The organism is Halopseudomonas phragmitis, assembly GCF_002056295.1.
Taxonomy (GTDB): domain Bacteria; phylum Pseudomonadota; class Gammaproteobacteria; order Pseudomonadales; family Pseudomonadaceae; genus Halopseudomonas; species Halopseudomonas phragmitis.
This window is the reverse complement of record NZ_CP020100.1, coordinates 666892-691786: the sequence shown is the minus strand read 5'-3', so window position 1 is coordinate 691786 and position 24895 is coordinate 666892. Positions and strand designations below refer to the sequence as shown.

General features: G+C 62.8%; 18 protein-coding genes and 1 riboswitch. Of the genes, 11 read left to right on the top strand and 7 right to left on the bottom strand.

Features of this window, described 5'->3' with window-relative positions:
- On the top strand, positions 1-744 hold the full coding sequence (locus BVH74_RS03115; protein ID WP_080048664.1) for an NYN domain-containing protein: 744 nt from the start codon (positions 1-3) through the stop codon (positions 742-744).
- A gap of 10 nt (positions 745-754) precedes the next feature.
- On the opposite strand, the gene BVH74_RS03110 is transcribed toward BVH74_RS03115, so the two are convergent.
- The 5 genes from BVH74_RS03110 to dxs all read right to left on the bottom strand — a co-directional run bounded on the left by BVH74_RS03110 (position 755) and on the right by dxs (position 10823).
- Entirely contained in the window at positions 755-4390 is a 3636-nt protein-coding gene (locus tag BVH74_RS03110) for an ATP-binding protein (RefSeq protein WP_080048663.1), read from the bottom strand.
- Entirely contained in the window at positions 4390-5037 is a 648-nt protein-coding gene (locus tag BVH74_RS03105; protein WP_080048662.1) for a DUF4194 domain-containing protein, read from the bottom strand. Before BVH74_RS03105 ends, BVH74_RS03110 begins: the two co-directional genes overlap by 1 nt.
- Entirely contained in the window at positions 5030-6469 is a 1440-nt protein-coding gene (locus BVH74_RS03100) for a Wadjet anti-phage system protein JetA family protein (RefSeq protein ID WP_080048661.1), read from the bottom strand. Before BVH74_RS03100 ends, BVH74_RS03105 begins: the two co-directional genes overlap by 8 nt.
- A gap of 119 nt (positions 6470-6588) precedes the next feature.
- Complete coding sequence (locus tag BVH74_RS03095; RefSeq protein WP_080048660.1) at positions 6589-8448, bottom strand: TonB-dependent receptor domain-containing protein; 1860 nt, start codon at positions 8446-8448, stop codon at positions 6589-6591.
- 224 nt (positions 8449-8672) lie between these two features.
- Positions 8673-8884: riboswitch (cobalamin riboswitch) on the bottom strand.
- Between the two features lie 7 nt (positions 8885-8891).
- Entirely contained in the window at positions 8892-10823 is a 1932-nt protein-coding gene (gene dxs / locus BVH74_RS03090) for a 1-deoxy-D-xylulose-5-phosphate synthase (RefSeq protein WP_080048659.1), read from the bottom strand.
- A 677-nt stretch (positions 10824-11500) separates the two neighbouring features.
- On the opposite strand from dxs, the gene BVH74_RS03085 reads away from it, so the two are divergent.
- The 10 genes from BVH74_RS03085 to BVH74_RS03040 all read left to right on the top strand — a co-directional run bounded on the left by BVH74_RS03085 (position 11501) and on the right by BVH74_RS03040 (position 23726).
- Positions 11501-11935 (top strand): hypothetical protein, encoded by a 435-nt coding sequence (locus BVH74_RS03085; protein WP_080048658.1) that lies wholly within the window; start codon positions 11501-11503, stop codon positions 11933-11935.
- A 72-nt stretch (positions 11936-12007) separates the two neighbouring features.
- Positions 12008-14302, top strand: coding sequence for a heavy metal translocating P-type ATPase (locus tag BVH74_RS03080; RefSeq protein ID WP_155121690.1), 2295 nt, complete (start codon positions 12008-12010; stop codon positions 14300-14302).
- Entirely contained in the window at positions 14292-14546 is a 255-nt protein-coding gene (locus BVH74_RS03075; RefSeq protein ID WP_080048656.1) for a DUF2933 domain-containing protein, read from the top strand. The genes BVH74_RS03080 and BVH74_RS03075 overlap by 11 nt, the downstream gene beginning before the upstream one ends.
- Position 14547: 1 nt before the next feature.
- Positions 14548-15207, top strand: a complete 660-nt coding sequence (locus BVH74_RS03070) for a methyltransferase family protein (protein WP_080048655.1) — start codon at positions 14548-14550, stop codon at positions 15205-15207.
- A 59-nt stretch (positions 15208-15266) separates the two neighbouring features.
- Positions 15267-15926: a class I SAM-dependent methyltransferase gene (locus BVH74_RS03065; protein ID WP_080048654.1), complete on the top strand. Its 660-nt coding sequence runs from the start codon at positions 15267-15269 to the stop codon at positions 15924-15926.
- Positions 15927-15935: 9 nt separating this feature from the next.
- Positions 15936-17396: a cardiolipin synthase gene (gene cls / locus BVH74_RS03060; protein ID WP_080048653.1), complete on the top strand. Its 1461-nt coding sequence runs from the start codon at positions 15936-15938 to the stop codon at positions 17394-17396.
- 91 nt (positions 17397-17487) lie between these two features.
- On the top strand, positions 17488-17832 hold the full coding sequence (locus tag BVH74_RS03055) for a hypothetical protein (RefSeq protein WP_131038232.1): 345 nt from the start codon (positions 17488-17490) through the stop codon (positions 17830-17832).
- 83 nt (positions 17833-17915) lie between these two features.
- Positions 17916-19160 carry a TolC family protein gene (locus BVH74_RS03050; RefSeq protein WP_080048651.1) on the top strand — a complete coding sequence of 415 codons (1245 nt, stop codon included), beginning with the start codon at positions 17916-17918 and terminating at the stop codon, positions 19158-19160.
- A 1-nt stretch (position 19161) separates the two neighbouring features.
- Positions 19162-20598, top strand: coding sequence for an efflux RND transporter periplasmic adaptor subunit (locus tag BVH74_RS03045; protein WP_080048650.1), 1437 nt, complete (start codon positions 19162-19164; stop codon positions 20596-20598).
- Entirely contained in the window at positions 20595-23726 is a 3132-nt protein-coding gene (locus BVH74_RS03040) for an efflux RND transporter permease subunit (protein ID WP_080048649.1), read from the top strand. The genes BVH74_RS03045 and BVH74_RS03040 overlap by 4 nt, the downstream gene beginning before the upstream one ends.
- Before the next feature lie 8 nt (positions 23727-23734).
- On the opposite strand, the gene ispA is transcribed toward BVH74_RS03040, so the two are convergent.
- Positions 23735-24622: a (2E,6E)-farnesyl diphosphate synthase gene (gene ispA / locus BVH74_RS03035; protein WP_080048648.1), complete on the bottom strand. Its 888-nt coding sequence runs from the start codon at positions 24620-24622 to the stop codon at positions 23735-23737.
- Positions 24619-24870 carry an exodeoxyribonuclease VII small subunit gene (locus tag BVH74_RS03030; RefSeq protein WP_080048647.1) on the bottom strand — a complete coding sequence of 84 codons (252 nt, stop codon included), beginning with the start codon at positions 24868-24870 and terminating at the stop codon, positions 24619-24621. The genes ispA and BVH74_RS03030 overlap by 4 nt, the downstream gene beginning before the upstream one ends.
- Positions 24871-24895: the final 25 nt, after the last annotated feature.

The window sequence follows — 24895 nt, the reverse complement described above, 5'->3', positions numbered from 1 at the left end:
ATGAGTGCAGGTAGCAATGGGCACAATGTGGGGCTGGCGGTGTTGATCGATGCGGACAATGCCAACCCGGCGATCGTCGAGGGGTTGCTGGCTGAGGTGGCGAAGTTTGGAGTGGCCAGTGTCAAGCGCATCTACGGTGACTGGACCACGCCGGCGCTGGGCAAGTGGAAGGCGGCGCTGCTGGAGCATTCGATTCAGCCGATCCAGCAGTTCGCCTATACCAGTGGCAAGAACGCCACCGACAGCGCGATGATCATCGACGCCATGGATCTGCTGTATACCGGTGAGTTTGGTGGCTTCTGTATTGTATCCAGCGACAGCGACTTTACCCGTCTGGCCTCACGCCTGCGCGAATCCGGCAAGGTGGTTTACGGTTTTGGCGAGCGCAAGACCCCCAAGCCGTTCGTGGCGGCCTGCGATCGGTTTATCTACACGGAAATCTTTACCAGCAACCCGGAAACCGAAGAAGCGACGATCAAGCGCAAGAGTGCGCAGGAGCTGCGTCAGGATACCAAGCTGTGTCATCAGTTGCGTCAGGCCATCGAGGCCGCTTCGGATGATGAGGGCTGGGCCAACCTGGGGCCGGTGGGTAGTCAGTTGGCCAAGCAGATGCCCGAGTTCGATCCGCGCAACTATGGCTACAGCAAATTCAGCGGGCTGCTTGAGGGCATCGGCCTGTTCACGATCAAGCGCGAGAACAATCAGTTGCTGATCAAGGACCAGCGCCCAGGCAAGAAAGCCTGAGCGCGGTCACTCAAACCAGTTCTTCCATAAAGTCCAGCATCCCCTGCTGGCGGATGACTCGTCGATGCTGGGCCCACAGCTCGGCCACCCTTTCGCGGTTGAGTTGTTGCCGGTCGAGCAGTACCCGGGTGTTGAGTTCACCGACCGGCTGACGGCTGGGCACCTTGCTGAACACGAACTGGTTGCTGATCAGGTCGAGGAAGGGACCGGCCTTGCTGGTCGGCATGATGAAGATCAGTTGCAGCCCCAGGGTTTCGGTCAAGTAGCCGATCACCTCGCGTGAGCGGGTTTCGTCCATGTGCATGAAGGCTTCATCGACGATCACCATGCGCAGGTGGCTGTCGCCCTCATTGAAGCGGAAGGCGCTGGTCACGGCGGCGGCGCGAATGATATAGGCCGGGGTTTCCAACTGCCCACCTGAGCCGGTGCCGTATTCGCTGAGGCGGATCGCCGGCTTGCCCTGGGGGTGCTTGAGAATGTCGTAGCGGCGGTAGCGGCGGTAGTCGCTGAGCCGCTCCAGCTCGCGCAGGGCCTGCTGCTCGTCACCATCGAGCAGCAGCGACAGCAGCCGGTCGCGGATGCTGGCGGCGCGTTCGGACAGATTGCTGTCGAACAGGCTGGCGCCATCACCCAGGTTGGGCATCTGCATTACTTCCTGGAAGAAATCCCAGTATTCCTTGTATTCGGGCAACCAGTCCCAGTCGAACTGGAAGCGCTCGCGGTCGGCACCGAACTGGTGGTGTTCCAGCTCCAGGTTCAGTTGTTCCAGAATCCGCCGGCCGTCGTTGATGGCCTGGTGGATTTCATGGCACAGGTCGCTGACGAAGGTGGTGTTGAAGCTGTCGCGCAGGCTGGCCAGCTGGTTCTGCTTTTCCAGCAGGACGTTGTTGCGCAGGCGATTGTAGAGGTTGTCGAGCTGGCGCTGCAGGCCGCCGATATGGCGGAAAAAACCAAGGCTGTGCAGTTCGTCGGCGCAGTCGTGCAGCAACTGGTCAGCCGGCTGGGACTGCTGGTTGTACTGCTCGATGGCGCGCTCCAGACTGATCGCCTGCTGGTGCAGACGAGTGGTCAGGGTGGCGCTGTCGGCGACGAAGTCGAAGGGGCTGTGGGCCTGTTCTAGCATGGCGTCGAGCTGCTCCAGGCGCTGCTGCGGATCCAGGCCGGGCAGGCCGCTGGCGGCTTCCAGCAGATGCTGTTCGGCAGCGTCCTTGGCTTCCAGCAGGGTGTCGCTCTGGTCGGCCAGCTGGTTGATCCGCTGGCTGAGCTGGCGGTGTTTTTCGTCCAGCCGGCCATGCTCTTCGAGCAGTTCGCGCTGGCGTTGTTCGAGTTCGCGGTAGCGCTGGTTGACTCGCGACTGTTGGTCGTCCAGGTCGCCGTGGCTGCCCAGATCGAGACTGTCCAGTTGCTGTTCGAGTTCGCGGAGCTGGCGCTGGCAATCGAGCAGAGCGCTGGCCCGGGCCGCGTAGTCCAGTGGTTTGATCTGGTTCAGCAACTGGGCCAGTTGCTGCAGTGCCTGCTGTTGCTGACGCAGGGCGTGACGTTGCAGGTGCAACTGTTCCAGCTGGCTTTCCTGGGCACGCAGATTGCGCTCGCGGGCTTCGGCACCGAACACCAGTTGGCTGTCGTCGATATCGCAGCGGAACAGCGCATAGTTGCCCGAACCCAGTCCTTCGCGGGTGATGCCGCGGCGGGTCTGGCGCAGCGCATCGGCATGCTCGACACGCTGTACCCCGGCATAGGAGGCGCGCAGGTAGTACTCGGCAATCTTGTGGCCAAAGCGCATGACCTTGAGGATCGAATCCTCCGGTACGCTGAGCCGTTCGGCATCCTGGCGGGCCTTGTCGCCCTGAATCACCCGGGCGCGGTTGCGTTCGCGGCTGCTGAGCTGGCGGACGATACGGATGGCTTCGGCCTCGAAGGCCGGTTCGACCAGAATGGCGAAGCGGCTGCCGCCGATATAGCCCTCGATCGCCATTTGCCAGTCCGGGTCGAGCACTTCGACATAATCGCACAGGACCCGCGGGTCGGCCTGCGGGCACTGCTGGCGAATGGCGCGCAGGGCGTCTTCGACATAACCGGGATAGCTGACCCGGCTGGCGCGCAGGGTGCTGATCTGTTGTTCGCACTGGCTGACCTGGCGCTCCAGGCTGGTGACTGCGGCGGCGCGCTCCTGGCCCAGCCGGTCAACCTTCTGCAGCAGACTGATGCCGTCGCTGCCCTCGGCGTACAGGTGTTCGGCCAGCAGGTTGTGGCTGTGCTGCTGGCTGCGAATGGCGTCCAGGCCGGCATCCAGCGGGCTGAGGTCGATCCAGTCGCGGGCCAGCAACTGGTTGAGATCGGCCACTGGTTGCTGTTCGGCGGTCAGTACTGCCTGGCTGGTTTCCCGCCAGCCACGGCTGGCCAGTTGCGGCAGTTCCAGGCCCAAGCTGTGCTGGCTGAGCAGTTGCTGCAGGCTGCGCAGGGCTGCGACGTTCTGGTCGCGCTGGCGGGCCTGTTGCAGCAGCGGGGCGACCCCGGTCTGTAACTGCTCATGCAGCTGGCGCTGGCGACTTTCCAGTTGGTCCTTGTTGTGCAGGGCCGGGATGCCCTGGCGCCGGGCTTCCAGTTGCACCAGCTCCTGATGGGCCTGCTCCAGGCGCTCGTTGGTCAGGCGCTGTTCGTCGAGATTGCTGGCCAGGCGCGCCGCCAGTTGGCGCTGTTCGTCCTTGGCCGCCAGATACTGTTTCTGATTCTGCCGCCAGGTTTGGGCTGCGGCGGCATAGTCGAGCCCGGTGCGCTCGAGCCAGCCTTCCAGGTACTGGTCGGCCTGATCGCGTGACTGCTGGAGCAGGGCCACGGCATCACGCAAGCGGCCGGCTTCCTGCTCCATGCCGTGCACGGTGCGCAGCAGTTCGCGAATCCGCCGGATGGTGTCGCCAAAGTCGCGGGCTTCCAGTACTTCTTCGGCGACGAACTGGTCGATCGACTTGACCGGTTTGTAGGCCATGAAGTTGGCGAAGGTGCGTGCGGCATTCTTGGCCTCGCGTATCGATACCGCATCACGGCGCCCGCGCAGTGCGCCATACAGCCGGGCCAGATAGGCGCTTTTGCGCTCGTAGAGTTCGACGCCGGCCTTGCCGAACTGGCGGCGCAACAGGGTCGGGAGTTCGGTAACCGGGACCACGTGGCGGCCGTCGTCGGCCTCGCGCACTAGATGCGACAGCGACAGCATTTCACCGGGAACGATCATCAGCAGCAGTTCGTTCTGGCGAGCCTGGCGGCTGCTGCCGGCGCTGTCGAGGTGGGCGCGCACGCCGATGACTGCGGTAAAGGGCTCGGCGCTTTCGCCTTGGGTCGGGTGGAACACGCCGGCGATGTAGCCGTCGGTATCCCAGGGCCGGGCGTAGGCACCATCGTCACAGCCCAGCACGTAGGAGGCCAGGGTCCGCACCTGCTTGCCGCCGCGCCCACGCTGGGTGGTTTCGTCCTGCCCGGGGTTGTAGTTGAACAGGTTGTCGTGGGCGGCGGTCATCAGGGTTTGCAGGGCATCGGCGGCGGTGGTCTTGCCCGAGCCGTTGCCGCCGGAAAACAGGTTGACCGGGCCGTACTCCAGTTCTTCGACCGGCAGGTTGCCCCAGTTCACGGTGATTGAGCGTTTCAGATACATCAGGGCGCGTCCTCGTCCAGGTCGTCGGCCTCGGGGCTGGCCAGTTGATTCAGGGCGCTGTCGGTGACCAGGCTGAGAATGCCGGGGCGGATCAGCAGCCAGGCATCCTCTTCACTGCTGTTGTCACCGGGGCTGCGGATCAGTCGCAGTTGGCGAAGGCGGCGCAACAGCGCCTGGCGCTCGCTGAGACTTTCCGGCAGCGGTTTGCCCAGCAGGTTGCGGCTGCTGAGGTTGAGGGCTTCCAGGGTCAGCAGCACCTGGCCCTGCTCGTCGACCTGACCTTCGCGCAGGGCCTTGTCGTATTCGGCGCGCAGCACCAGGATCAGGGCCACTTCCTGTTGGTTCAGGCGCTGGCGCAGGCCGGTGCGAAAATCGTCGTCGCTGTCAGCCAGGCCGGGCACTTCGGCACCGGGTGGGAACAGCCGCAGCAGGTTGAAGCGCGGCTCGTGCAGCAGGCGGATGCGCAGTATCTCAAGGTAATCCTCGACCAGTTCGCGTACCTGCAAGAAGCGGTCATAGAGCTCGGCCTCACGCTTGCTGTCGTCACGGCACAGCACACCGCGATCAAGCAGGCGGATCATCAGCTCGGAAAACTCCTCACTGCTCAGGCCGCGTTCGGCCAGTTGGGCGTTCAGGGCTTCACGCATGGTCGTCGTGTTCCAGTTCGATAATGAAGCCGTCGCGGCGGCTGAAATAGGTTTCGTCGGTAATCGTCTGGCCACTGGGCTCGATGCGTACCTGCAGGCCGCGGGCGGCATGTTCGGCGCCGGCCAGTTCGATCAGGTGACTGAGTGCCAGCAGATCGCTGGCGCTGGTGATCGGCAGGTCACGACTGTCGATTCGCTGGCGCCCGGCCAGGGCGTTGCGCAGGTAGTCGCGCAGGCCGCTGGCGTTGATGTTGAAGGCCTTGTCCAGGCGCTGCTGGGTGGCCAGTTCGTGCAGGGTGTCGTCATCCGGGGCGCCGGGGTCGCTCATCAGGCTTTGCACTGGTGGCCGCTCGCGGCGCTCGCGCAGGCGCAATTGGCCGGGGTCGAGCAGGCCCAGACCGACGCCGGCCATGAGCTCGCCGGCGGCTTGCAGGCGGGCGCTCTGCTCGGCTTCGGGCAGATTGGACAACTCCCGGCACAGGCCAACGATGTCGCTGTGCTGCTGGCTGTGCAGGTAGCTGAGCTGGCGGATGATCAGGTCGGCGCGCTGGGTAAAGCTCTGCAAGGTCTTGCGCAGGGCTGGCAGCATGATGTCCGAGGCATTGCGCAGGCGGCTGTCGATCGCATCGAGCAATTGCCACAGCACCGAGCTGCGCTCATCGCTCAGCAGGTCAGGGGCCAGGCGCCGCAGTTCGCGTTCGGCATGGGCTTTCCAGTCCCTGGGTTTGCGCCGAATCCGTTCGAGCAGCTCGAGGATGCGCTCGCGGTGACGTTCGACACTGTCGGCCGACAGGCGAATGGCCAGGTCGGGCTGAAAGCGTCGCTCCATGAATTCGAAGAACTGGTCGCTGGCCTGCTGTACCAGTTGCCGGGCTTCAACCTCGCGTACCAGTTCGCGCTTGCGCTCTTCCAGCTCGGCAATGATGTCGCTGAAGTCGGCGATGATCCGCTCGGAGTATTCATGGGCATCGAGCAGGTCGTAGACTTCGCCATGCTCGGCGAAGGCGCTTAGGGCGTTGAGGGTGTTGCGGGTATTGCGGTGGCGGGTGCGTACACTGCGCCCGTCGGCCTCGACTAGCGGCAGGGTGAACAGCCGGCCCAGGCGGCTGAACGGGTAGCTGGACTGAAAGCTGGCCTGGTCGACCTGGCGCTCCAGCCAGCCATGCTCGATCAGGCTGTTGAGAATCCAGTTGGCCTGCTCGCGGTTGTTCTTGAACCGGCCGCTGTCCTGGTCATCGCCATCGAGCAGCGGGGCACGCTCCAGGGCTTCGCAGAAGATATCCAGGACCTGATCGCGGCGCGGTGATTCGCCATAGTCGGCGCGGGCGCTGTACAGCCGCTCGTGCAGCAGGCGCAGGCATTCGACGATCTGTTCGCGGTATTTGCTGGTGAGCGGGCGGAAGAAGTGCTGGCGCTCGTCGGTGAAGAACATGCGGCATCCGATGCGATGAAAACCAAGCGCGCATTATGCCTTAACTGGTGCTTGGCGCGGCAAGCCGCAGGCGACCAACTGACGACCCGAGTCAGATCGGGCCGTCAGTTGCAGGGTGGTTACAGCTGTGGAGTCCAGGTCACGGCCAGCAAGGCGCTGCGACCCTGTTCGCGGTAGGGGTGGTCAATCGACGGCGCCGGCCAGAAACCCGTGGGACGTGAGTAGGTGCCCAGGTGGTAGTCGCGGTCCAGCACATTGCTCAGCTTCAGGTCCCAGCGCAGCGCCGGGCTGGCTCGCCAACTGGCGCGCAGGTCCAGGGTGCCGTAACCGGCCAGGGTGTCGCTGTTGGCCGGATCAGTGTAGCGCTGGCTGAACAGCTGCCAGGTGCTGCCAAAGGACAGGTCGCCAAAGCTGCGATCCAAATCCAGGCTCAGGTGCCGGCGGGCGCGCAGTTGCAAGGTTTTGCCAGTGGCCCGGTCGCGTGGGTCGATGAAGCTGATGGCAGTGCGGCTCGACCAGCCGAACAGGTCGCGGCTGATGGCGGCCTCGAAGCCGTTGACGCGGGCCTTGTTGATGTTGTCCATCTGGAAGGTGCTGCTATTCCAGGTGATCAGGTCCTTGATGTCGTTGCGATACAGCGAGGCTTCGAGCTGGCTGTCGAGCACTTCGGCGCGCCATTGCAGTTCCCAGCTTTTTGACCGCTCGGGATCCAGGTCCGGGTTGCCGCCCCAGCCCGGAGGCGCATACAGGTCATTGAAGGTGGGGGCGCGGAAGCCTTCGGCGTAGCTCAGAATCCATTGCTGGCGGTCGCCAGCCGGTACGGCCAGCGCGGCGTTCCAGCTGCTGTGATTGCCGAAGTGCTGGTTGTCGTCGTGGCGCACACCCAGTTCGGTGGCAAAGTTCTGCTGGGTCCAGCTGTGCTGGATGAAACCGGCCAGATTCTCCCGGCGCGTCTTGGTGTAGGCGTTGGTCGAGGACAGGCGGTCGCGGTGCCAGTCGCTGCCAACGCTCAGGCGCTGTTCCGGGCTGAGTTGCAGGTGGTTGAGCCAACTGGCTGAATGCCGGGTGGTTTCGATGCGGCCATCGTTCCATGGGCTGCCGGAGCCAACCGTCTTGTTGCGGTCATAGCTTTGGCCGAGCTCCAGGCGGCTTTGCCAGATCTCGGTCAACTGACCTTGCAGGTGGCCGTTATAGCTGCTGACCCGGAACTGGTCTTCGGGAAAGCCGGGGAACAATTCATAGGCATCGTCGAATTCGTTCTTGCCACGCTGGTCGTTGAGGCTGAGCCCGGCTTGCCAGTCAGCATTGAAACTGTGGTCCAGACGCAGCATCAGCGCCTTGTTGCGCTGGCCGTCGCGGTCACGGTCATTGCCCTGCTTGTCGGTGGTGCGGTCGAAGCCACGGCTTTCATCCAGGGTGGCGCCAAGCATGTAGCGGGTCTGCTGGTCACCGCCGCTGAGGGTCAGGTTGCGCTCAACTGTATGGTTGCTGCCAAAGCCCAGGCGCACGCTGGGGTTGAGGCCGGGCTCGCCCTGGCGGGTGAAGATCTGAATAACGCCGCCGATGGCGTCGGCACCATACAGCGAGGAGCGTGGGCCACGAATGACCTCGACCCGCTCGATATTATCGATATTCAGGTAGTCCAGGCGAGCAATGCCGCTGGTCGTGGAGGCAATGCGCTGACCGTCGACCAGAACCAGCGTTTGCGCGGTGTTGCTGCCGCGCAGGAAGTAGGCCGGAATCCCGCCATTGTTGTTCTGCTGCAGGCCCGGTACCCGGCTGAGCAATTCCGGAACGCTGCGGGCCTGCAGGCGCTCGATATCGGTACGGGTAAACACGCTGTTGGCCGCCAGGGCGGCTTCGCGAGGCTGCTCAATCCGCGAAGCAGTGATCACGGTATCCGGCAGGTCGATGGCGGTATTGGCCTGGACGATGCTGGCGGCCAGCAGGGCAGGAGTCAGGGGCAGAAATTTTTTCATTATCGGTCCTCAAAAGGTCAGGCTTTTGAGGAGGGCGGGAAGTCAGGAGGGCGGTCGGCGCAATGCACCGGGGGCGGCCGCACGCTGACCAGTGCCGCCCTCCGCGGCACCTCAGCAGGTGAGCCCCTGAAAACTAGCTGCGTTGGCAATACGGCGTTAAAAATGGCCTTGTCTTGCCTGCCTCGCTGACGTTTTCAGCAGCTCCCCTGGGAACGCCATAAGGGCGTTCCCTGGAATACTGGGCCGGTCTCCGGGCTCAGGATGTGAAGAAACCGCCTTCCCATGCCGTAAAAGCACAGTGGCGTTGTGGTTTCCCTGCAGGTGTTAGCCTGCGATCCTTTACCGTTGCGGGGGCAGCGTCGGGGTTGCACCGACTTCCCGTTTCACCCGGTGGCTTGATCAAGCCAGGCCGGGCACCCAGTACTTCTGGAAGCGGGGGGACTCTATGACTTTGCGCTGACCGGGTCAAGCGCAGCCGATGGCTGGTCGTCGCTGGTCAGGCTGCTCAGGCGTTGGCGGATGCGCTGTTCCAGAGCGGCGGCGTCCAGTCCGCACTCGGCCAGCATTTGCCGAGGTTTGGCATGCTCGACATAACTGTCCGGCAGGCCCAGGTTGAGCACCGGAATGTTGAGGCCTTCAGCGTGCAGCCACTCGTTGACGGCACTGCCGGCGCCACCCATCACGGCGTTCTCTTCAACCGTAACCAGCAGTTCATGGCTGCTGGCGAGTTGGCGGATCAGTTCGCCGTCCAGCGGTTTGACGAAGCGCATGTTGGCGACGCTGGCATCCAGTGATTCGGCGGCCAGCAGCGCGTTGGCGTGCAGGGTGCCAAAGCACAGAATGGCGACCCGGCTGCCCTGGCGGGTGATAACGCCCTTGCCGATTGGCAGGGGTTTGAGCTCGGGATCGATCGCCACGCCGGGGCCAGTGCCGCGCGGGTAACGTACCGCCGCCGGGCCGTTGTGCAGATAACCGGTGGTCAGCATCTGCCGGGTTTCATTCTCGTCGGCCGGGGCCATGACCAGCATGTTGGGCAGGCAGCGCAGATATGACAGGTCGAAGCTGCCGGCGTGGGTGGGGCCGTCTTCGCCAACCAGACCGGCGCGGTCGATGGCGAACAGTACGTCCAGATCCTGCACTGCGACATCATGGATCAACTGATCGTAGGCCCGTTGCAGGAAGGTCGAATAAATCGCTACCACCGGCTTGGCGCCTTCACAGGCCATGCCGGCGGCCAGAGTCACGGCATGCTGTTCGGCAATCGCTACATCGAAGTAACGCTCGGGGAAGCGCTCGCTGAAGGCAATCAGGTCCGAGCCTTCCTTCATGGCAGGCGTGATGCCAATCAGCCGTGAGTCCTCGGCGGCCATGTCGCACAGCCACTGGCCGAACACGTTGGAGAACTTTGGCTTGCTCATGCCGTTACTGGCCGGTTTGGGCTCGAGCTTGGTGATGGCGTGGTAACCGATCGGGTCGGCTTCGGCCGGTGAGAAGCCCTTGCCTTTCTTGGTGATCACATGCAGGAACTGCGGACCCTTGAGGCTGCGCATGTTGCGCAGGGTGGTGATCAGGGTCGGCAGATCATGGCCATCGATCGGGCCAATGTAGTTCCAGCCCAGTTCCTCAAACAGGGTGCCGGGCACCAGCATGCCCTTGGCGTGTTCCTCGGTGCGTCGCGCCAGCTCCCAGGCCTTGGGAATCTTCGACAGGACCTTCTTGCTGCCTTCGCGCATGTGCGCGTAGGTGCTGCTGGACAGGATCTTGGCCAGGTAGTTGGACATGCCTCCGACATTGCGCGAGATCGACATGTCGTTGTCGTTGAGCACGACCAGCATGTCGGGCTCGACGTCGGAGGCATGGTTGAGCGCCTCGAAGGCCATGCCGGCGGTCAGTGCGCCATCGCCGATGACTGCGACCGTGCGGCGCTCGAGCCCTTGAAGGCGGGCGGCAAGGGCCATGCCCAGCCCGGCGCTGATCGAGGTACTGGAGTGACCGACGCCGAAGGTGTCATATGGGCTTTCGCAGCGGCGCGGGAAGGCCGCCAGGCCGTCTTTCTGGCGCAGGGTCGCCATCTGCTCGCGCCGACCGGTCAGGATCTTGTGTGGATAGGCCTGATGGCCAACGTCCCAGATCAGCCGGTCTTCCGGGGTCTGGTAGACATAATGCAGAGCAACGGTGAGTTCGACCACGCCAAGCCCCGCGCCGAAATGACCGCCAGTCTGGCCCACTGTCCAGAGCAGGAACGCCCGCAGTTCATCGGCCAGTACCGGCAACAGTTCTTCGTCCAGCTCACGCAGGCGTGCGGTGTCGTCAATGCTGTCCAGCAAGGGCGTGCTGGGGCGTTCACGGGGTATTTCGTGGAAGGTGCTAGGCATTAAACAGTGCTCTGGGTGCCACTCGGCATGGCGGGAAATCAAGCGCACAGTTTAACCGATTGGCTGGCGATGCCCAACTGCCCGACAGAATCGGCGGGCTGGGCGATGTACGGCTATCTTGATCTGTATCAAGGGTCCGACAGTTCAAGGGTGTAGAGTAAATCTGTACTAAGCCGAGAGACGCCTATGTCCATGCCTTTGGATGTCTTCAGCACTACGCGTTCACCCTGCCCGCCATGGGTTGGGAGGGTGCTGCTGTGGTTGATGTTGCTGCTGGCGTCGCCGATGGCCTTGGCTCATGTCGGGTCCCACGCCGATGTGCCTCGTTTGTCCGAGACCGCCGGGCTCGAGTCCGGAGCTGCGCTGTGGCTGAGCGATGAGCGGCCCGACTGCCACCATCAAGACACGGAACATCTAGCTCCTGCGCTCTTGCCGCGTGCCGAACGTACCGAGCCTGGTGCGGGGCACTACTTCCCGATGGCTAACCCTGTCTGCCAATGGTCGGTGGTGTCCGTACTGCCGATTGCGCGCCAATCCCCTCGCGTCGCCAGGCGGCCCCTTTACCTGTTAACCCAGCGCCTGCGGCCTTGAGTGGCACCGCGGGACCGGCTGGCCCCGTCCGGGGCGTTTTCACACATAGGTAATTTAGCAGGCGCAGGCCTGTGGGGAGCGCGATCATGATGAGTTTGCAACGTAAGCGTATGGTTGGCCTGAGCTTGGCTATCGGGCTGGCGGGAGCGTCGTTCATGGCCTTGGCCCAGGGCATGATGAACCAGATGCACGACAAGCACGGCGGGATGATGAAGCAGGGTATGGGGCCCTGCATGATGATGGGCGAGATGCCGATGGAAGGCGGGATGGCCGATGCGGCCATGCCGGAACAGCATCGGGCCCGGATGCAGGAGATGCAGGAGCTCAAGGGCCAGATGCAGGCCTTGCTGGCGCAGGATAGCCCTGATCCAGAGCAGGTCGGGGCGCTGCATGACCGGATGGCGGCAGCGCATCGCGACATGCTGGTCAATTGTGTGCGCGAGCGTGGCGGCAGTCCGGTAACGGCTGTTGAGCCGGCGGCTGAGACGTCAGAAGACGACGAGCACGCCGGGCATCACTGACCGTACACCGCATGGCAGGGCCTGCTGGGCTCTGCCTGTCGGTGTTCCCTACCCGTGTCTGGAGTGCCCGTCATGAGCACAATTGAGAGCAGTATCAGCGAGTATGAGTTGACAGTACCTGGCATGGGTAGCGACCACTGTGCCGGGATCGTCAGGCAAACCCTGCAGCGGCTTGAGGGGGTTGCCGAGGTTAGGACCAACATAGCCAGTCACCACGTTAGCGTCAGTGTCCGCTCGGGGGCCGACGACTCACAGCGGCTGCGGCAGGCGGTGGAGCGCGCCGGCTATGACGTGGCTGCCGTGCGCCGAGGGGCTGCGGCCGATGAGGCGGATGCGGCTGAGATTGAGGCGCAATATCTGGCGCAGGCGCGTCGGCGGTTGTGGATTGCCGGGGTTCCCGCCACCCTGATCATGTTGCTGATGGTGCCGCACATGTTCTGGCAGCCAGTGCCGGGCTATCTGGCCATGGTGGCCGTGCTGGCCTTTCCGGTGGTCTTTCTGTTCGGTGGCGCGGCCACACACAAGGCAGCGTGGCGCTCGCTTACCAACCGTACCCTGAACATGGATGTCCTGATTTCGCTAGGTAGCCTGCCGCCCTACTTCATAGGGCTGGTGGGGTTCATCTTTCCCATGACCTCGTTCATGGAAATGGCGGCGACCATCATGACCTTCCACCTGCTCGGGCGTTATCTTGAGGCCAAGGCCAAGGGCCGGGCCTCGCAGGCGATTCGTCGGCTGCTGACCCTGGGCGCCAAGACTGCCCGGGTCGAGCGCGACGGCACAGAGCTGGAGTTGCCGGTTGGAGAGCTGCAACCTGGCGACATCATGGTGATCAGGCCGGGCGACAAAGTCCCCACCGACGGTGAGGTGGTCGAAGGCGAAAGCCATGTCGACGAATCCATTGCAACGGGCGAGTCGGTTCCGGTCTACAAGGAAGTTGGCAGCCCGGTAATTGGTGCAACCATCAACAAAGAGGGGCGCTTGCGAGTCAGGGCTACCCGGGTAGGACGCGATACCTTCCTGGCTCAGGTGATTCGTCTGGTAGATCAGGCCCAGGGCTCGCGTGTGCCGATCCAGGAGTTCGCCGACCGCATGACCGGACGTTTTGTGCCTCTGGTAGTGCTGATCTCGCTGCTCAGCCTGGCCGCCTGGCTACTGTTTCCCGAAACTCTGCGGCCGATCCTGTACTGGGGTGCCCAATTCCTGCCCTGGGTCAACCCGCAAGCCGACGGCCCGGTGCTGGCCATCCTCGCCGCCGTTGCGGTGCTGGTCATTGCCTGCCCCTGTGCGCTTGGCCTGGCTACGCCGACTGCACTGATGGTCGGTTCCGGGATTGGAGCCGAGCGCGGCATCCTGATTCGCTCCGGTGAAGCGATCCAGACCTTCAAGGACATCAAGGTCATGGTGCTGGACAAGACCGGCACCATTACCCGTGGTGAGCCTCGTCTGACCGAGGTTGTGGCGGCGGCAGGGGTTTCCGAACAGCATCTTTTGCACTTGGCCGCCAGTGTGGAAAACGCCTCTGAACATCCGATTGCCCGGGCCATCGTCGATGGCGCCAGTGAGCGTGGAGTGGCGGCCGCTGAGGTGACCGGGTTTCGCTCCATTGGTGCACGGGGCGTAGCAGGCCGGGTCGGGGACGAACAGATTCTGATCGGCAACCGTCGGCTGCTCGTGGAGCAGGGCATAACCGCGCTTGAGAGCCTGGATGAGTCGCTACAACGGCTGGAGGCGCGAGGTTGCACGGTGGTGATCGTGGCCGGTGATGGCCGGGCCCTGGGGTTGGTGGCAGTGGCCGATACCGTCAAAGGCGAGTCGGCTGAAGCGGTCAGGGGCATGCACAAGCTGGGATTGCATGTGGTGATGATCACTGGCGATAACGAACGTGCCGCCCGGGCGGTAGCCGAGGAGGTAGGAATCGATGAGGTGCAGGCCGGTGTGCTGCCCGAGGGCAAGGTCGATGCCATCCGCCAGTTGCAGGCCCGCTACGGTAACCATGTCGCGATGGTTGGAGATGGCATCAATGATGCGCCGGCGCTCAAACAGGCCAATGTCGGTATTGCCATTGGGGCCGGCGCGGACGTGGCCATCGAGGCCGCCGATGTAACCCTGGTGCGTGGTGAGCTGACCGGCGTGGTTGAAGCCATGCAGTTGTCCCGTTCGACCTTCGACAAGATCGTACAGAACCTGATCTGGGCCAGTGCCTACAACGTCGCAGCCATTCCGATGGCCGCGGTCGGATTGTTGCACCCAATGATCGGGGTGATTGCGATGACCGCCAGCTCGTTGTCGGTCATCGGTAACTCGTTGCTGCTCAAGCGGCGCTTTGCACGCATCGGGCAGGCCGGAGGTGTTCATGAAGCATAAGCCTGTTAGTCGTCAGCAGTCCGAGCTCGGAGCGCTGTCCGGCCTTCCTCGTCCCAGGCGTTACTGGCTGGCGTTTGCCGGATTTGCACTGATCGCCGGGTTTTTTTTATGGCAGGAACATCGCGCCCACCTATTGGGTGCGCTGCCTTGGCTGATTCTGTTGGCCTGTCCGCTGATGCATATTTTCATGCATCGCGGCCACGGCCACTCGGGTCATGATACCCACAAGCCCAGGGAGAAGTGACATGCACTCTGATGCGTCTGGATATGGGTTGTGGGGGCTGGTGATTATCAACTCGGCAATCTTTATCTTTTTTGCCTTCAGTTTCTTCAAGCCGAAAACGCGGCGTGACTGGCGATCCTTTGGCGCGTTCAGTGCGTTCCTAGTCGCGCTGTTTGCAGAGATGTATGGTTTTCCCCTGACTCTGTTCTTCCTGGCGGGTTGGTTGCAAAGCCGCTATCCGGGGATCGACTGGTTCGCCCATGACAGCGGGCATTTGCTGGAAATGCTGTTCGGGTTGCAAAGCGCTCCCCATTTCGGCCCATTTCATCTGCTCAGTCTGCTCTTGATTGGCCTGGGCTTCTACCTGATTGCCCAGGGATGGCGGACTCTTTATGCCGCTCAACAGCAGCAGGCGTTGGCCACCAGTGGGCTGTATGCCCATGTTCGCCACCCCCAGTACCTGGGGTTTATGCTGATCATGTTGGGCTTCCTGCTGCAGTGGCCAACACTGCTTACTTTGGCGATGTTCCCGGTCCTGGCCTGGATGTATGCCCGTTTGGCCGTGGCTGAAGAAGCGGAAATAGCGGCCCAGTTCGGGGATGAATGGCGTGACTACGCGGCGCGTACTCCCCGCTTCCTGCCGCGTTGGCAGCTCGGTCGGCGTGGGGAGGGCAAGCCCTGAAGCGATGACGAGGATTTCGGCTAAGCTCAGGACATGCTCTTGTGTCGCCAGGAGGGTAGATGAAACGCGCTGACTCGACGTTTGTCCCGGCTTTGGGGTTTCATCGCTTGACGCCACTTTATGATGCTGTGGTGGGACTTACAACGCGTGAGAAGCGCGTCAAACAGGCGCTGATCGCACAAGCCGGTCTGGCTCCCGGATTGGAGGTGCTGGACCTGGCCTGTGGCACCGGAACCTTGGCGGTCTGGGTCAAGCGGCAGTATCCGAGGCTCAGCATGAGCGCAGTGGATGCCGACCCGGCGATTCTAACCTTGGCCAGACGCAAGGCCGACAAGGCGGGGATCAGTGTCGACTTTGCTCAGGCCATGTCCCAGGCCTTGCCCTATGCCGATGCCCGGTTTGATCGGGTGCTCTCCAGTCTGTTCTTTCATCACTTGAGCTGGGAGGTAAAACAGCGCACTGCGCGGGAGCTGTTTCGGATCATCAAGCCGGGCGGCCAGTTGCATGTCGCGGACTGGGGCAAGCCCGAAAACCCGCTGATGCGTAGCCTGTTCCTGTTCATCCAGTTGCTTGATGGTTTTGCCAATACCGGGGACAACCTGGCCGGCCGGCTGGTACCACTGTTTGAAGCAGCGGGCTTTGTCGAGGTAACCCAGGCCAGGACCTTCAATACCCTGTTCGGCACCATGGCGCTTTATAGCGCCGTCAAGCCGGGGTGAGTACGGGTGATGGCTGAGAATCTTGTGACAGCACCAGCCAAACGTCGGCGCTGGCGCCGCTGGCTGATGGTAGCGGCGCTGTTTCAGATTATGGGCTTGGTTTCATCGGTGGATGCGATGATGTCGACCCGCACGGCGCCGGGGGCGGTGGCCTGGATTGTCTCGCTTAATGCGATGCCTTATGTCGCGGTCCCGGCCTACTGGGTGTTTGGCCGGACCAAATTTCAGGGGTACGTCAACGCCCGGCGCGATGAGGATTCTGAGCTGAGCCAGGCCTTGATGGCGAAAATGACCGAGTTGCGAAGTCAGCGGGCGACGCTGGCCTACGACAATAAACATCTGGCGGGTGTTGAGCGGTTGGCCAAACTGCCGTTTCTTGAAGCCAATCAGGTGTCATTGCTGGTTGACGGCGAAGCCACGTTCGCCAGTCTGTTTGCCGGCATCGAGGCGGCCGAGCGCTACCTTCTGGTGCAGTTTTACATCGTGCGCGCCGATGAACTGGGTATGGCCCTGCAGGCCCGCCTGATTGACAAGGCCCGGCAAGGGGTTGAGGTGTTTTTTCTCTATGATGAAATCGGCAGTTATGCGTTGCCGGCCGACTACCTGCAGGCGTTGCGTGAGGCCGGGGTGCAGGTGCATCACTTTCACTCGACCCGAGGACGTGGCAACCGTCTGCAGTTGAACTTTCGCAACCACCGCAAGATTGTCGTCGCCGACGGTGCACGGGCCTGGGTTGGCGGCCTCAATGTCGGAGATGAGTATTTGCAAGGGCATGCCCGGCTCGGCCCTTGGCGGGATACCCATTTGTTGATCGAGGGTCCGGCCGCGCTGGCGTTGCAACTGGTTTTCTGTGAGGACTGGCACTGGGCAACCGAGGATATTCTCGATTTGCCCTGGGAGCCGAGCATACCCAGTCATCATGCGGCGCCGGTGCTGATTCTGCCATCGGGTCCGGCGGACAGTTTTGAAACGGCCAGTCTGATGGTTCAGCAGGCGATTCACTCGGCCCATCAGCGGATCTGGATTTCCAGCCCCTATTTCGTACCCGATGAGAGCGTCCAGTCGATGCTCAAGCTGGCGGCGATCAATGGGGTGGATGTCCGTATTCTTATCCCCCAGCGTCCGGACAATCCCTTGCTGTATTTTGCCGCCTACGCTTTCCTTGGCCCCTTGCTGGAGGCCGGCGTCAAGGTTTATCGCTATGAGGGCGGCTTTTTGCACGGCAAGAGCTTTTTGGTCGATAACGTCGGCGCCGGGGTGGGCACGGTCAATCTGGACAATCGCTCGTTCCGGCTTAACTTCGAGGTCACCGCGCTGGTTATTGATGCGGCTTTTGCCCGCGAGGTCGAGCTGATGTTCGAGCAGGACTTTGCTCGCTCCCGCTTGATGCACCGCGACGATCTGGATTCGCTGTCGTTGTGGTACCGGGTAGCGGCCCGGGCGGCCTATCTGTTTGCGCCAGTGTTGTGAGCGCCTAGGCGTTGATCTTGATCAAACCATTGATTGGTGAAGATGCTAGTCTTTACCGTATGAAACTCAATCCCGAATGGTCGGACTGCTGATGCCTGCCTTGCGTGCTTGTCTGGGTGCTCTGCTGGTGACTTTGCTGCTGTCGTTCAATACGCTGGCGGCGACGTTGCTTGCGGCCCAGGCGTGCCTGGTTGATGAGCCGGTCATGATGCACGGCCTGCATGAAGACTGTGCCGACATGGGCACTGCTGACTGGCTGAGCAGTACCGCCGAGTTGCTGTGTGACAGCGGGCTGGATTGCCAGTTGAGTGCCGCTGCCCTGGTGGGCGGAGGCCAGTTGTCCGGCATCCTGCCCAAGAACACACTTGTTCCCGCTACTCATGCCGGCGCCAGCCCGGCCATGAACTACCCGCTCTGGCGCCCGCCGCGCCACTGACTCCTGTGTGACCCCCGGACCAACGGCTTGACCGTTGACGTTCTGCCGTGCCTTGTCACGGCGATCACCAGAGAGTTGCGATCATGTTGAATCCCTCTTTTTGTCGCCGGAGTCTGCTTGTTGGCAGTGCCCTGGCGTTCTGTCTGAGCCTGCCGCTGCAGGCCATGACCCTGGAACAGGCCCTGAGCCTGGCTGAACAGCAGGCCCCCAGTCTGCAGGCCTGGCGCCTGAACGAATTGGCCGTGCGTAGCGAGGCCCAGGCCGCCGGCCAGTTACCGGATCCGAAGCTGGCGTTGGGTCTGCAGAATGTGCCGATCGAAGGCGATCGGCGCGGTCGTCTCAACGCCGACGGCATGACCATGCAGATGATTGGCTTGATGCAGGAGGTGCCCAATAGCGCTCGCCGCCAGGCCCAGCGTGAACTGGCTGGCGCCGCCGTGGAAAGAGTGCAGGCCGAGTATGAAGTGGAGCGCCTGAATGTCCGTCTGGAGGTGGCTGAAGCCTGGCTGCGCTTGCACGCCTTGCAGCGCCAACTGGCGCTATTTGACGAGTTTTATGCTCAGAACGATGTGCTCGCGGCATCCATCGCCGCACGCCTGGCGGGCGGTCTCGGCCCATTGGCCGTACAACCCCTGGCGGCTCTGGAACGGGCTCGGCTGGACCAGCGGCGAGACCTGTTGTTGAGCGAACAGGAGGTGTGGCGTGCGCAGTTGCGGCGCTGGCTGGGGGCGCAGGCGCCGGCACAGACACTGGGCAATTGGCCGCAGTGGCCGCTCGACCTCAATGGTTATCGGGCGCGTCTGGCCCTGCAGCCGGAACTGGCACAGTACCGGCCGCTGGCGCGTGAGCGCGAGGCGGCCGTGCGGCTGGCTGAGGCGGATCGGCGACCGGACTGGGGTTGGGAGTTGGCGTACCAGCGACGTGGCATGGGGCTGGATGACATGTTCAGTGTTCAGGTCAGCGTTGGCTTGCCACTCTTTTCCGGTCGGCGGCAACAGCCTCGTATTGCCGCTCGCGAAGCAGAGTTGGCGGCGTTGGATCGCGAACGTGACAGCGCTAGGTTGCGCCTGGAAAACGAGCTGGAGGTCGAGCTGAGCCAATACCGGCGGCTTGAACTGGCCCAAGTGCGTAGCACGCAGCAGATGCTGCCGTTGGCTGAACAGCGCGCTGAGCTGGCGCTGGCGGACTATCGCGGAGGACGTGCGGAGCTGGACAGTCTGATTGAAGCGCGTCGTGAACTTATTGAAACCCGTTTGCAGCATGTCGAGCTGGAGGCCGCACGAGCCATCAGTCACACCCGCCTGCACCTGACCTGGGGAGAGCGCTGACATGTCTGGTCGTCATCTGATGATTGTTCAACTACTGATTCTGCTGGTGCCGGGCTTGGTGCTGGCATCTGCCGAACGGCATGGCGAGCATGCCACGGCCGCTGTCGAGTCCGAGCGGCGGATTCTCTACTGGTATGACCCGATGTATCCGCAGCAGCACTTCGATGCGCCGGGTCGCTCTCCGTTCATGGACATGGATCTGGTGCCGCGTTATGCCGATGCCGGCGATGATGGCAGCAGCATTCGTATCGACCCCTCACTGACCCGCAATCTTGGGATGCGCCTGACCCAAGTCGAGCGAGGCCGGCTTGAGCCGGTCCTGCAGGCTAGCGCGGTACTGGGTTATGACCAGCGCCAGGTCAGCGTGCTGCAAACCCGGGCTGAGGCCTGGGTTGAGTCGGTCGCGGCGCTGGCGCCGGAAGATGTGCTGGTGGCTGGGGCGCCATTGGCCGAACTGCTGGTGCCGGACTGGGTAGCTGCCCAGGAAGAATATCTGGCCTTGCGGCGGCTTGGGGATGCCCAGCTAAGCGAGGCGGCCTGGCAGCGTCTGCGTCTGAGCGGTATGCCCGAAGACCTGATGCGGGCCGTGCGCACGACCGGACGGGTGCAGATGCGCTGGACGCTGCGCAGCCCCGTGGCAGGGGTGCTGACTGAGTGGCCGGTGCGTGCCGGGATGAGCCTGCCAGCCGGCAGTACGGTGGCGCGGATCAACGGGATCGAGCGCATCTGGCTGGAAGCCGCGGTGCCAGAGGCGCAGGCCGCCAGCTTGCGGGCCGGGCAACCGCTTGAGGTGCATCTGCCGGCCTGGCCGGGGGAAGTCTGGCAAGCCAAGGTCGAGCAGCTATTGCCTGAAGCTGATGAGCGTGCCCGGGTGGTGCGGGTGCGTGCGGTGCTGGATAACGCCGATACTCGCTTGCGCCCAGGCATGAGTGCACGGGTGCAGTTGCTGGATGGGGTTGCCAGCGAGCAGTTGCTGGTCGCGGCCAGTGCGGTGATCCGGGGTGGTCAGGAGGATCTGGTCATGCTGGCCGAGGGCGATGGCCGGTTTCGACCACAACGGGTCCGGCTCGGGCGGGAAAGTGGTGAGCGAGTCGAGGTGCTGGATGGACTTGAGGAAGGGCAGCAGGTGGTCATCGCCGCCCAGTTCCTTATCGACTCCGAAGCCAGTTTGCGGGGTATTGTCGCCCGTGGCAGCGCTGAGGCTGAGGTCTTGCACCCGGCGGATGCGGTGGTGCTGTACTTTGACGAGGACGGGCTGATGCTTGAACACGGCCCGTTCGAGACTCTGGGTATGGCTGGCATGAGCATGCAGTTTGCGGTTGATCCGGCCCTGGATCTGAGTGATATCGCCGAGGGCGATGCGGTACGGGTCTGGGTCCGCGAGGACCCGGACGGCCTGCCGATCGTGCGGATCGAGAAGCGTGAGGTGCAGCCATGATTGCCGCCATTATTCGCTGGGCTGTGGATAACCGCCTGCTGGTGCTGCTGGCCACCCTGTTCGGTCTGGCCTGGGGTATCTGGTCCATGCAGCGGATGCCGATCGACGCCCTGCCTGACCTGTCTGACACTCAGGTGATCATTCGTACCAGTTGGCCAGGACAGGCCCCGCAGATCGTCGAGAACCAGATCACCTATCCGCTGGCCACGACCATGATGGCTGTGCCTGGGGCCAGCACGGTACGCGGCTTCTCGTTCTTTGGCGACAGCTTCCTGTACGTACTGTTCGAGGATGGCACTGATCTGTATTGGGCCCGCTCACGGGTACTGGAGTACCTCAACCAGGTTCAGGGGCGGCTGCCGGAAGGGGTTGCGCCGGCGCTTGGCCCGGACGCTACGGGGGTTGGCTGGATCTACCAGTATGCCCTGGTGGATCGCAGTGGCCGGCATGATCTGGCTGAGCTGCGCAGCCTGCAGGACTGGTTCTTGAAATTTGAGCTGCAGGCCCTGGCGGAAGTGGCGGAAGTGGCCACCGTTGGCGGTATGGTCAAACAGTATCAGGTCATTCTTGATCCTGTGCGCATGGCGACCTTGGGGGTAACTCAGCAGCAGGTGCAGGCGGCCATCGGGCGTGCCAACCAGGAAGCCGGCGGCAGTGTGCTGGAGTTGGCCGAAGCGGAGTACATGGTGCGCGCCAGCGGCTATCTGCAGACGCTGGAGGACTTCCGGCAGATTCCGTTGCGTCTGGATAATGCCCGGGTTCCAGTCTTGCTGGGCGATGTGGCGCGTATCCAGTTGGGGCCGGAGATGCGCAGAGGGATCGCCGAGCTGGATGGTCAGGGCGAGGTCGTGGGTGGCGTGGTGGTGCTGCGCAGCGGCGGCAATGCCCGGGCAGCCATCGACCGGGTGCGCCAACGCCTTGCTGAACTGGGTGCCAGCCTGCCGGAAGGGGTGGAGATTGTAACCACCTACGACCGGGCCGAGCTGATCGACAGTGCCATTGCCAATCTCAGCCGCAAGCTGATCGAGGAGTTCCTTGTTGTCGCTCTGGTGTGCGCGGCCTTCCTCTGGCATCTGCGTTCATCGCTAGTGGCGATCATTTCCCTGCCGCTGGGGGTGCTGCTGGCCTTTATCATCATGCAGGCCCAGGGTATCAACGCCAACATCATGTCGCTCGGCGGGATTGCCATTGCGGTTGGTGCCATGGTCGATGCCGCCGTGGTGATGATCGAGAATGCGCACAAAAAGCTCGAAGCCTGGCAACAGGCCCACGGCGGACGTGAACCAGACCAGGGCGAGCACCGGCGCCTGATTCTCGAGGCTACCACTGAAGTGGGCCCGGCACTGTTCTTCAGTCTGTTGATCATTACCCTGTCGTTCATCCCGGTATTTACCCTGCAAGCGCAGGAAGGGCGGCTGTTCAGCCCGCTGGCCTGGACCAAAACCTGGGCCATGGCCGCCGCGGCAGGGCTCTCGATTACCCTGATCCCGGTGCTGATACTGTATGCCGTGCGTGGACGCATTCGTCCCGAACAGCATAACCCGCTCAATCGTGGGCTGATCTGGTTGTATCGACCCTGGTTGCAGGCGGTGTTGCGCTGGCCGAAAACCACCCTGCTGGTTGCTCTACTGGTGTTTCTGACCAGCCTGTGGCCCTTGTCGCGCCTGGGTGGGGAGTTCCTGCCGCCGCTGGATGAGGGTGATCTGCTCTACATGCCGACCGCTCTGCCGGGCTTGTCGGCCCAGCGCGCAGCAGAACTACTGCAGCAGACTGATCGGATGATCATGACTGTGCCCGAGGTCAAACGGGTCTTTGGCAAGGCTGGGCGGGCTGACACTGCTACCGACCCGGCGCCGTTGGAAATGTTCGAGACGACCATCAGGCTCAAACCGCGCTCCGAATGGCGAGCGGGGATGACCACGGAAAAGCTTATTGAGGAGCTTGACCGGGCGGTGCAGGTACCGGGGCTGGCCAATCTCTGGATTCCACCGATCCGCAATCGTATCGATATGCTGGCCACCGGGGTCAAAAGCCCGATCGGCATCAAACTGGCCGGCTCTGATTTGGCTCGCATCGACGCGTTGACCCGCGAAATCGAACAGGTGGCCAGAACGGTGCCCGGCGTCACCTCGGCGATTGCCGAGCGGCTTACCGGTGGGCGCTATCTGGATGTTGAGATTGATCGCTTTGCCGCCGCGCGCTATGGCCTGAATATCGCCGATGTGCAGGATCTGGTGGCCGGCGCGGTGGGTGGGATGAACATCGGTGAGACGGTTGAAGGGTTGGCTCGCTACCCAATCAGTCTGCGTTACGGCCGCGATTGGCGTGACTCGCCACAAGCCCTCCAACAACTCCCGATCCTGACGCCGGATGGTGCGCAGATCACCCTGGGTAGTGTTGCACGGATCGGTATCAGTGAAGGTCCACCGATGCTGCGCAGTGAAAATGCACGTCCCTCGGGCTGGGTCTATATTGATGCGCGCGGACGCGACATGGGCTCGCTGGTACGCGACTTGCGCCAGCGGATTGCGACCGAGGTTACGCTGGACCCCGGCATGAGCCTGAGCTACTCGGGCCAGTTCGAATTCATGCAGCGTGCCAATCAGCGCTTGATGCTGGTGGTGCCTGCCACCCTGATGATTATCTTCGTGCTGCTGTATCTGACCTTTTCCCGGGTTGATGAGGCTTTGCTGATCATGGTGACCATGCCGTTCGCGCTGACTGGCGGGCTCTGGTTCATGTACCTGCTGGGTTACAACCTGTCCGTGGCTTCGGCGGTTGGCTTCATTGCTCTGGCCGGAGTAGCTGCCGAGTTTGGAGTGATCATGCTGCTGTATCTGCGCAATGCCTGGCAGCAACGGCTGGTACAGGGCGAGCACGGGGAAACCGCGCTGCTGGTGGCGATCCACGAGGGCGCTTTGCAGCGGGTTCGGCCCAAGGCCATGACGGTTCTGGTCCTGGTCATCGGTTTATTGCCGATTCTGCTGGGCTCCGGGACCGGCAGTGAGATCATGAGTCGTATCGCCGCGCCGATGATCGGCGGCATGGTAACCGCACCGTTACTGTCGATGCTGGTATTGCCGCCAGCCTGGTGGTTGTTGCGGCGTCGGCAGCTGAAGGCGAGCTGACAGCTGATTCAGAAGCGGCGCTGGACGATATAGTCAGCCAACTGGCGCAGGCGCTCTGCGCCAGTGCCAAACCCGCTCAGGCTGTCCAGGGCCTGATCGCGTAGCTGGCTGGCCAGGTCGCGGGCGCCCTGCAGTCCAAGCAGTGCTGGGTAGGTGGGTTTGTCGCGGGCCAGATCGGCGCCCTGGCGCTTGCCCAGCACGCTGGTATCGCTTTCGATATCGAGAATGTCGTCCTGAACCTGGAAGGCCAGGCCTATGGACTCGGCATATTGGGCCAGGGCCTTGAGCTGGGGTTCGCTGGCCTGCCCGCTGGCCAGTGCGCCGAGCTGGACGCTGGCGCTGATCAACGCTCCAGTCTTGTGCCGGTGCATGCTTTCCAGGGTGGCCAGATCGAGCTTTTCCCCGACAGCGCCCAGGTCAATGGCCTGACCGCCGACCATGCCCTGCGGGCCGGCGGCGTGCGCCAGTATCTGCACCATGTGCAGCCGGGTGGCTGGGGCATACTCGCCCAAGCTGGCCAGCCAGCCGAACGCCAGGGCTTGCAGGGCGTCACCGGTGAGAATGGCGGTGGCCTCGTCAAAGGCTTTGTGACAGGTCGGCTGGCCACGGCGCAGATCGTCATCGTCCATGGCCGGCAGATCATCATGAATCAGTGAGTAGGCATGAATCAGCTCAACCGCGCCGGCTACCGCATCGGCCTGGGCCGGCTGACCGTTCAGCGCTTCACAGGCGGCATAGGCCAATAGCGGGCGTACCCGTTTGCCGCCGATGGTGACGCTGTAACGCATGGCGCTGAACAGCCGCTCCAGACGCGCCTGGTCATTGTTCAACTGGTCGGTCAGGAAGCTGTTGATGCGTTGCTGGCAGGCGCTCAGATACTGGTTGAAATCGCTCATTCGGGTTGGTCGTCACGCTCTGCGTCAAAAGGTACGGTGTCGGCCTGGCCATTACGTTCGACCAGTTGCTGGACCTTTTGCTCGGCCTGGGTCAGTGCCTGCTGGCAGTCGCGGGTCAGGGCTACGCCTTGCTCAAAGGCGGTCAAGGACTCTTCCAGGCTCAGTTCGCCACTTTCCAGGCGCTCGACCAGCGCTTGCAGGTCGGTCAGCGACTGCTCGAAATCAATGGTGGTCTTTTTCCGGGCCATGTGGCTACCTCGGTCGGGGGCGGAA

Coding starts and splice junctions, on each gene's coding strand:
- BVH74_RS03080 (WP_155121690.1), top strand. CDS start 12,008: ATGAGCACAATTGAGAGCAGTATCAGCGAGTATGAGTTGACAGTACCT.
- BVH74_RS03055 (WP_131038232.1), top strand. CDS start 17,488: ATGCCTGCCTTGCGTGCTTGTCTGGGTGCTCTGCTGGTGACTTTGCTG.
- ispA (WP_080048648.1), bottom strand. CDS start 24,622: ATGAGCGATTTCAACCAGTATCTGAGCGCCTGCCAGCAACGCATCAAC.
- BVH74_RS03075 (WP_080048656.1), top strand. CDS start 14,292: ATGAAGCATAAGCCTGTTAGTCGTCAGCAGTCCGAGCTCGGAGCGCTG.
- BVH74_RS03085 (WP_080048658.1), top strand. CDS start 11,501: ATGATGAGTTTGCAACGTAAGCGTATGGTTGGCCTGAGCTTGGCTATC.
- BVH74_RS03110 (WP_080048663.1), bottom strand. CDS start 4,390: ATGTATCTGAAACGCTCAATCACCGTGAACTGGGGCAACCTGCCGGTC.
- BVH74_RS03030 (WP_080048647.1), bottom strand. CDS start 24,870: ATGGCCCGGAAAAAGACCACCATTGATTTCGAGCAGTCGCTGACCGAC.
- BVH74_RS03095 (WP_080048660.1), bottom strand. CDS start 8,448: ATGAAAAAATTTCTGCCCCTGACTCCTGCCCTGCTGGCCGCCAGCATC.
- BVH74_RS03045 (WP_080048650.1), top strand. CDS start 19,162: ATGTCTGGTCGTCATCTGATGATTGTTCAACTACTGATTCTGCTGGTG.
- BVH74_RS03070 (WP_080048655.1), top strand. CDS start 14,548: ATGCACTCTGATGCGTCTGGATATGGGTTGTGGGGGCTGGTGATTATC.
- BVH74_RS03100 (WP_080048661.1), bottom strand. CDS start 6,469: ATGTTCTTCACCGACGAGCGCCAGCACTTCTTCCGCCCGCTCACCAGC.
- BVH74_RS03115 (WP_080048664.1), top strand. CDS start 1: ATGAGTGCAGGTAGCAATGGGCACAATGTGGGGCTGGCGGTGTTGATC.
- dxs (WP_080048659.1), bottom strand. CDS start 10,823: ATGCCTAGCACCTTCCACGAAATACCCCGTGAACGCCCCAGCACGCCC.
- cls (WP_080048653.1), top strand. CDS start 15,936: ATGGCTGAGAATCTTGTGACAGCACCAGCCAAACGTCGGCGCTGGCGC.
- BVH74_RS03105 (WP_080048662.1), bottom strand. CDS start 5,037: ATGCGTGAAGCCCTGAACGCCCAACTGGCCGAACGCGGCCTGAGCAGT.
- BVH74_RS03050 (WP_080048651.1), top strand. CDS start 17,916: ATGTTGAATCCCTCTTTTTGTCGCCGGAGTCTGCTTGTTGGCAGTGCC.
- BVH74_RS03040 (WP_080048649.1), top strand. CDS start 20,595: ATGATTGCCGCCATTATTCGCTGGGCTGTGGATAACCGCCTGCTGGTG.
- BVH74_RS03065 (WP_080048654.1), top strand. CDS start 15,267: ATGAAACGCGCTGACTCGACGTTTGTCCCGGCTTTGGGGTTTCATCGC.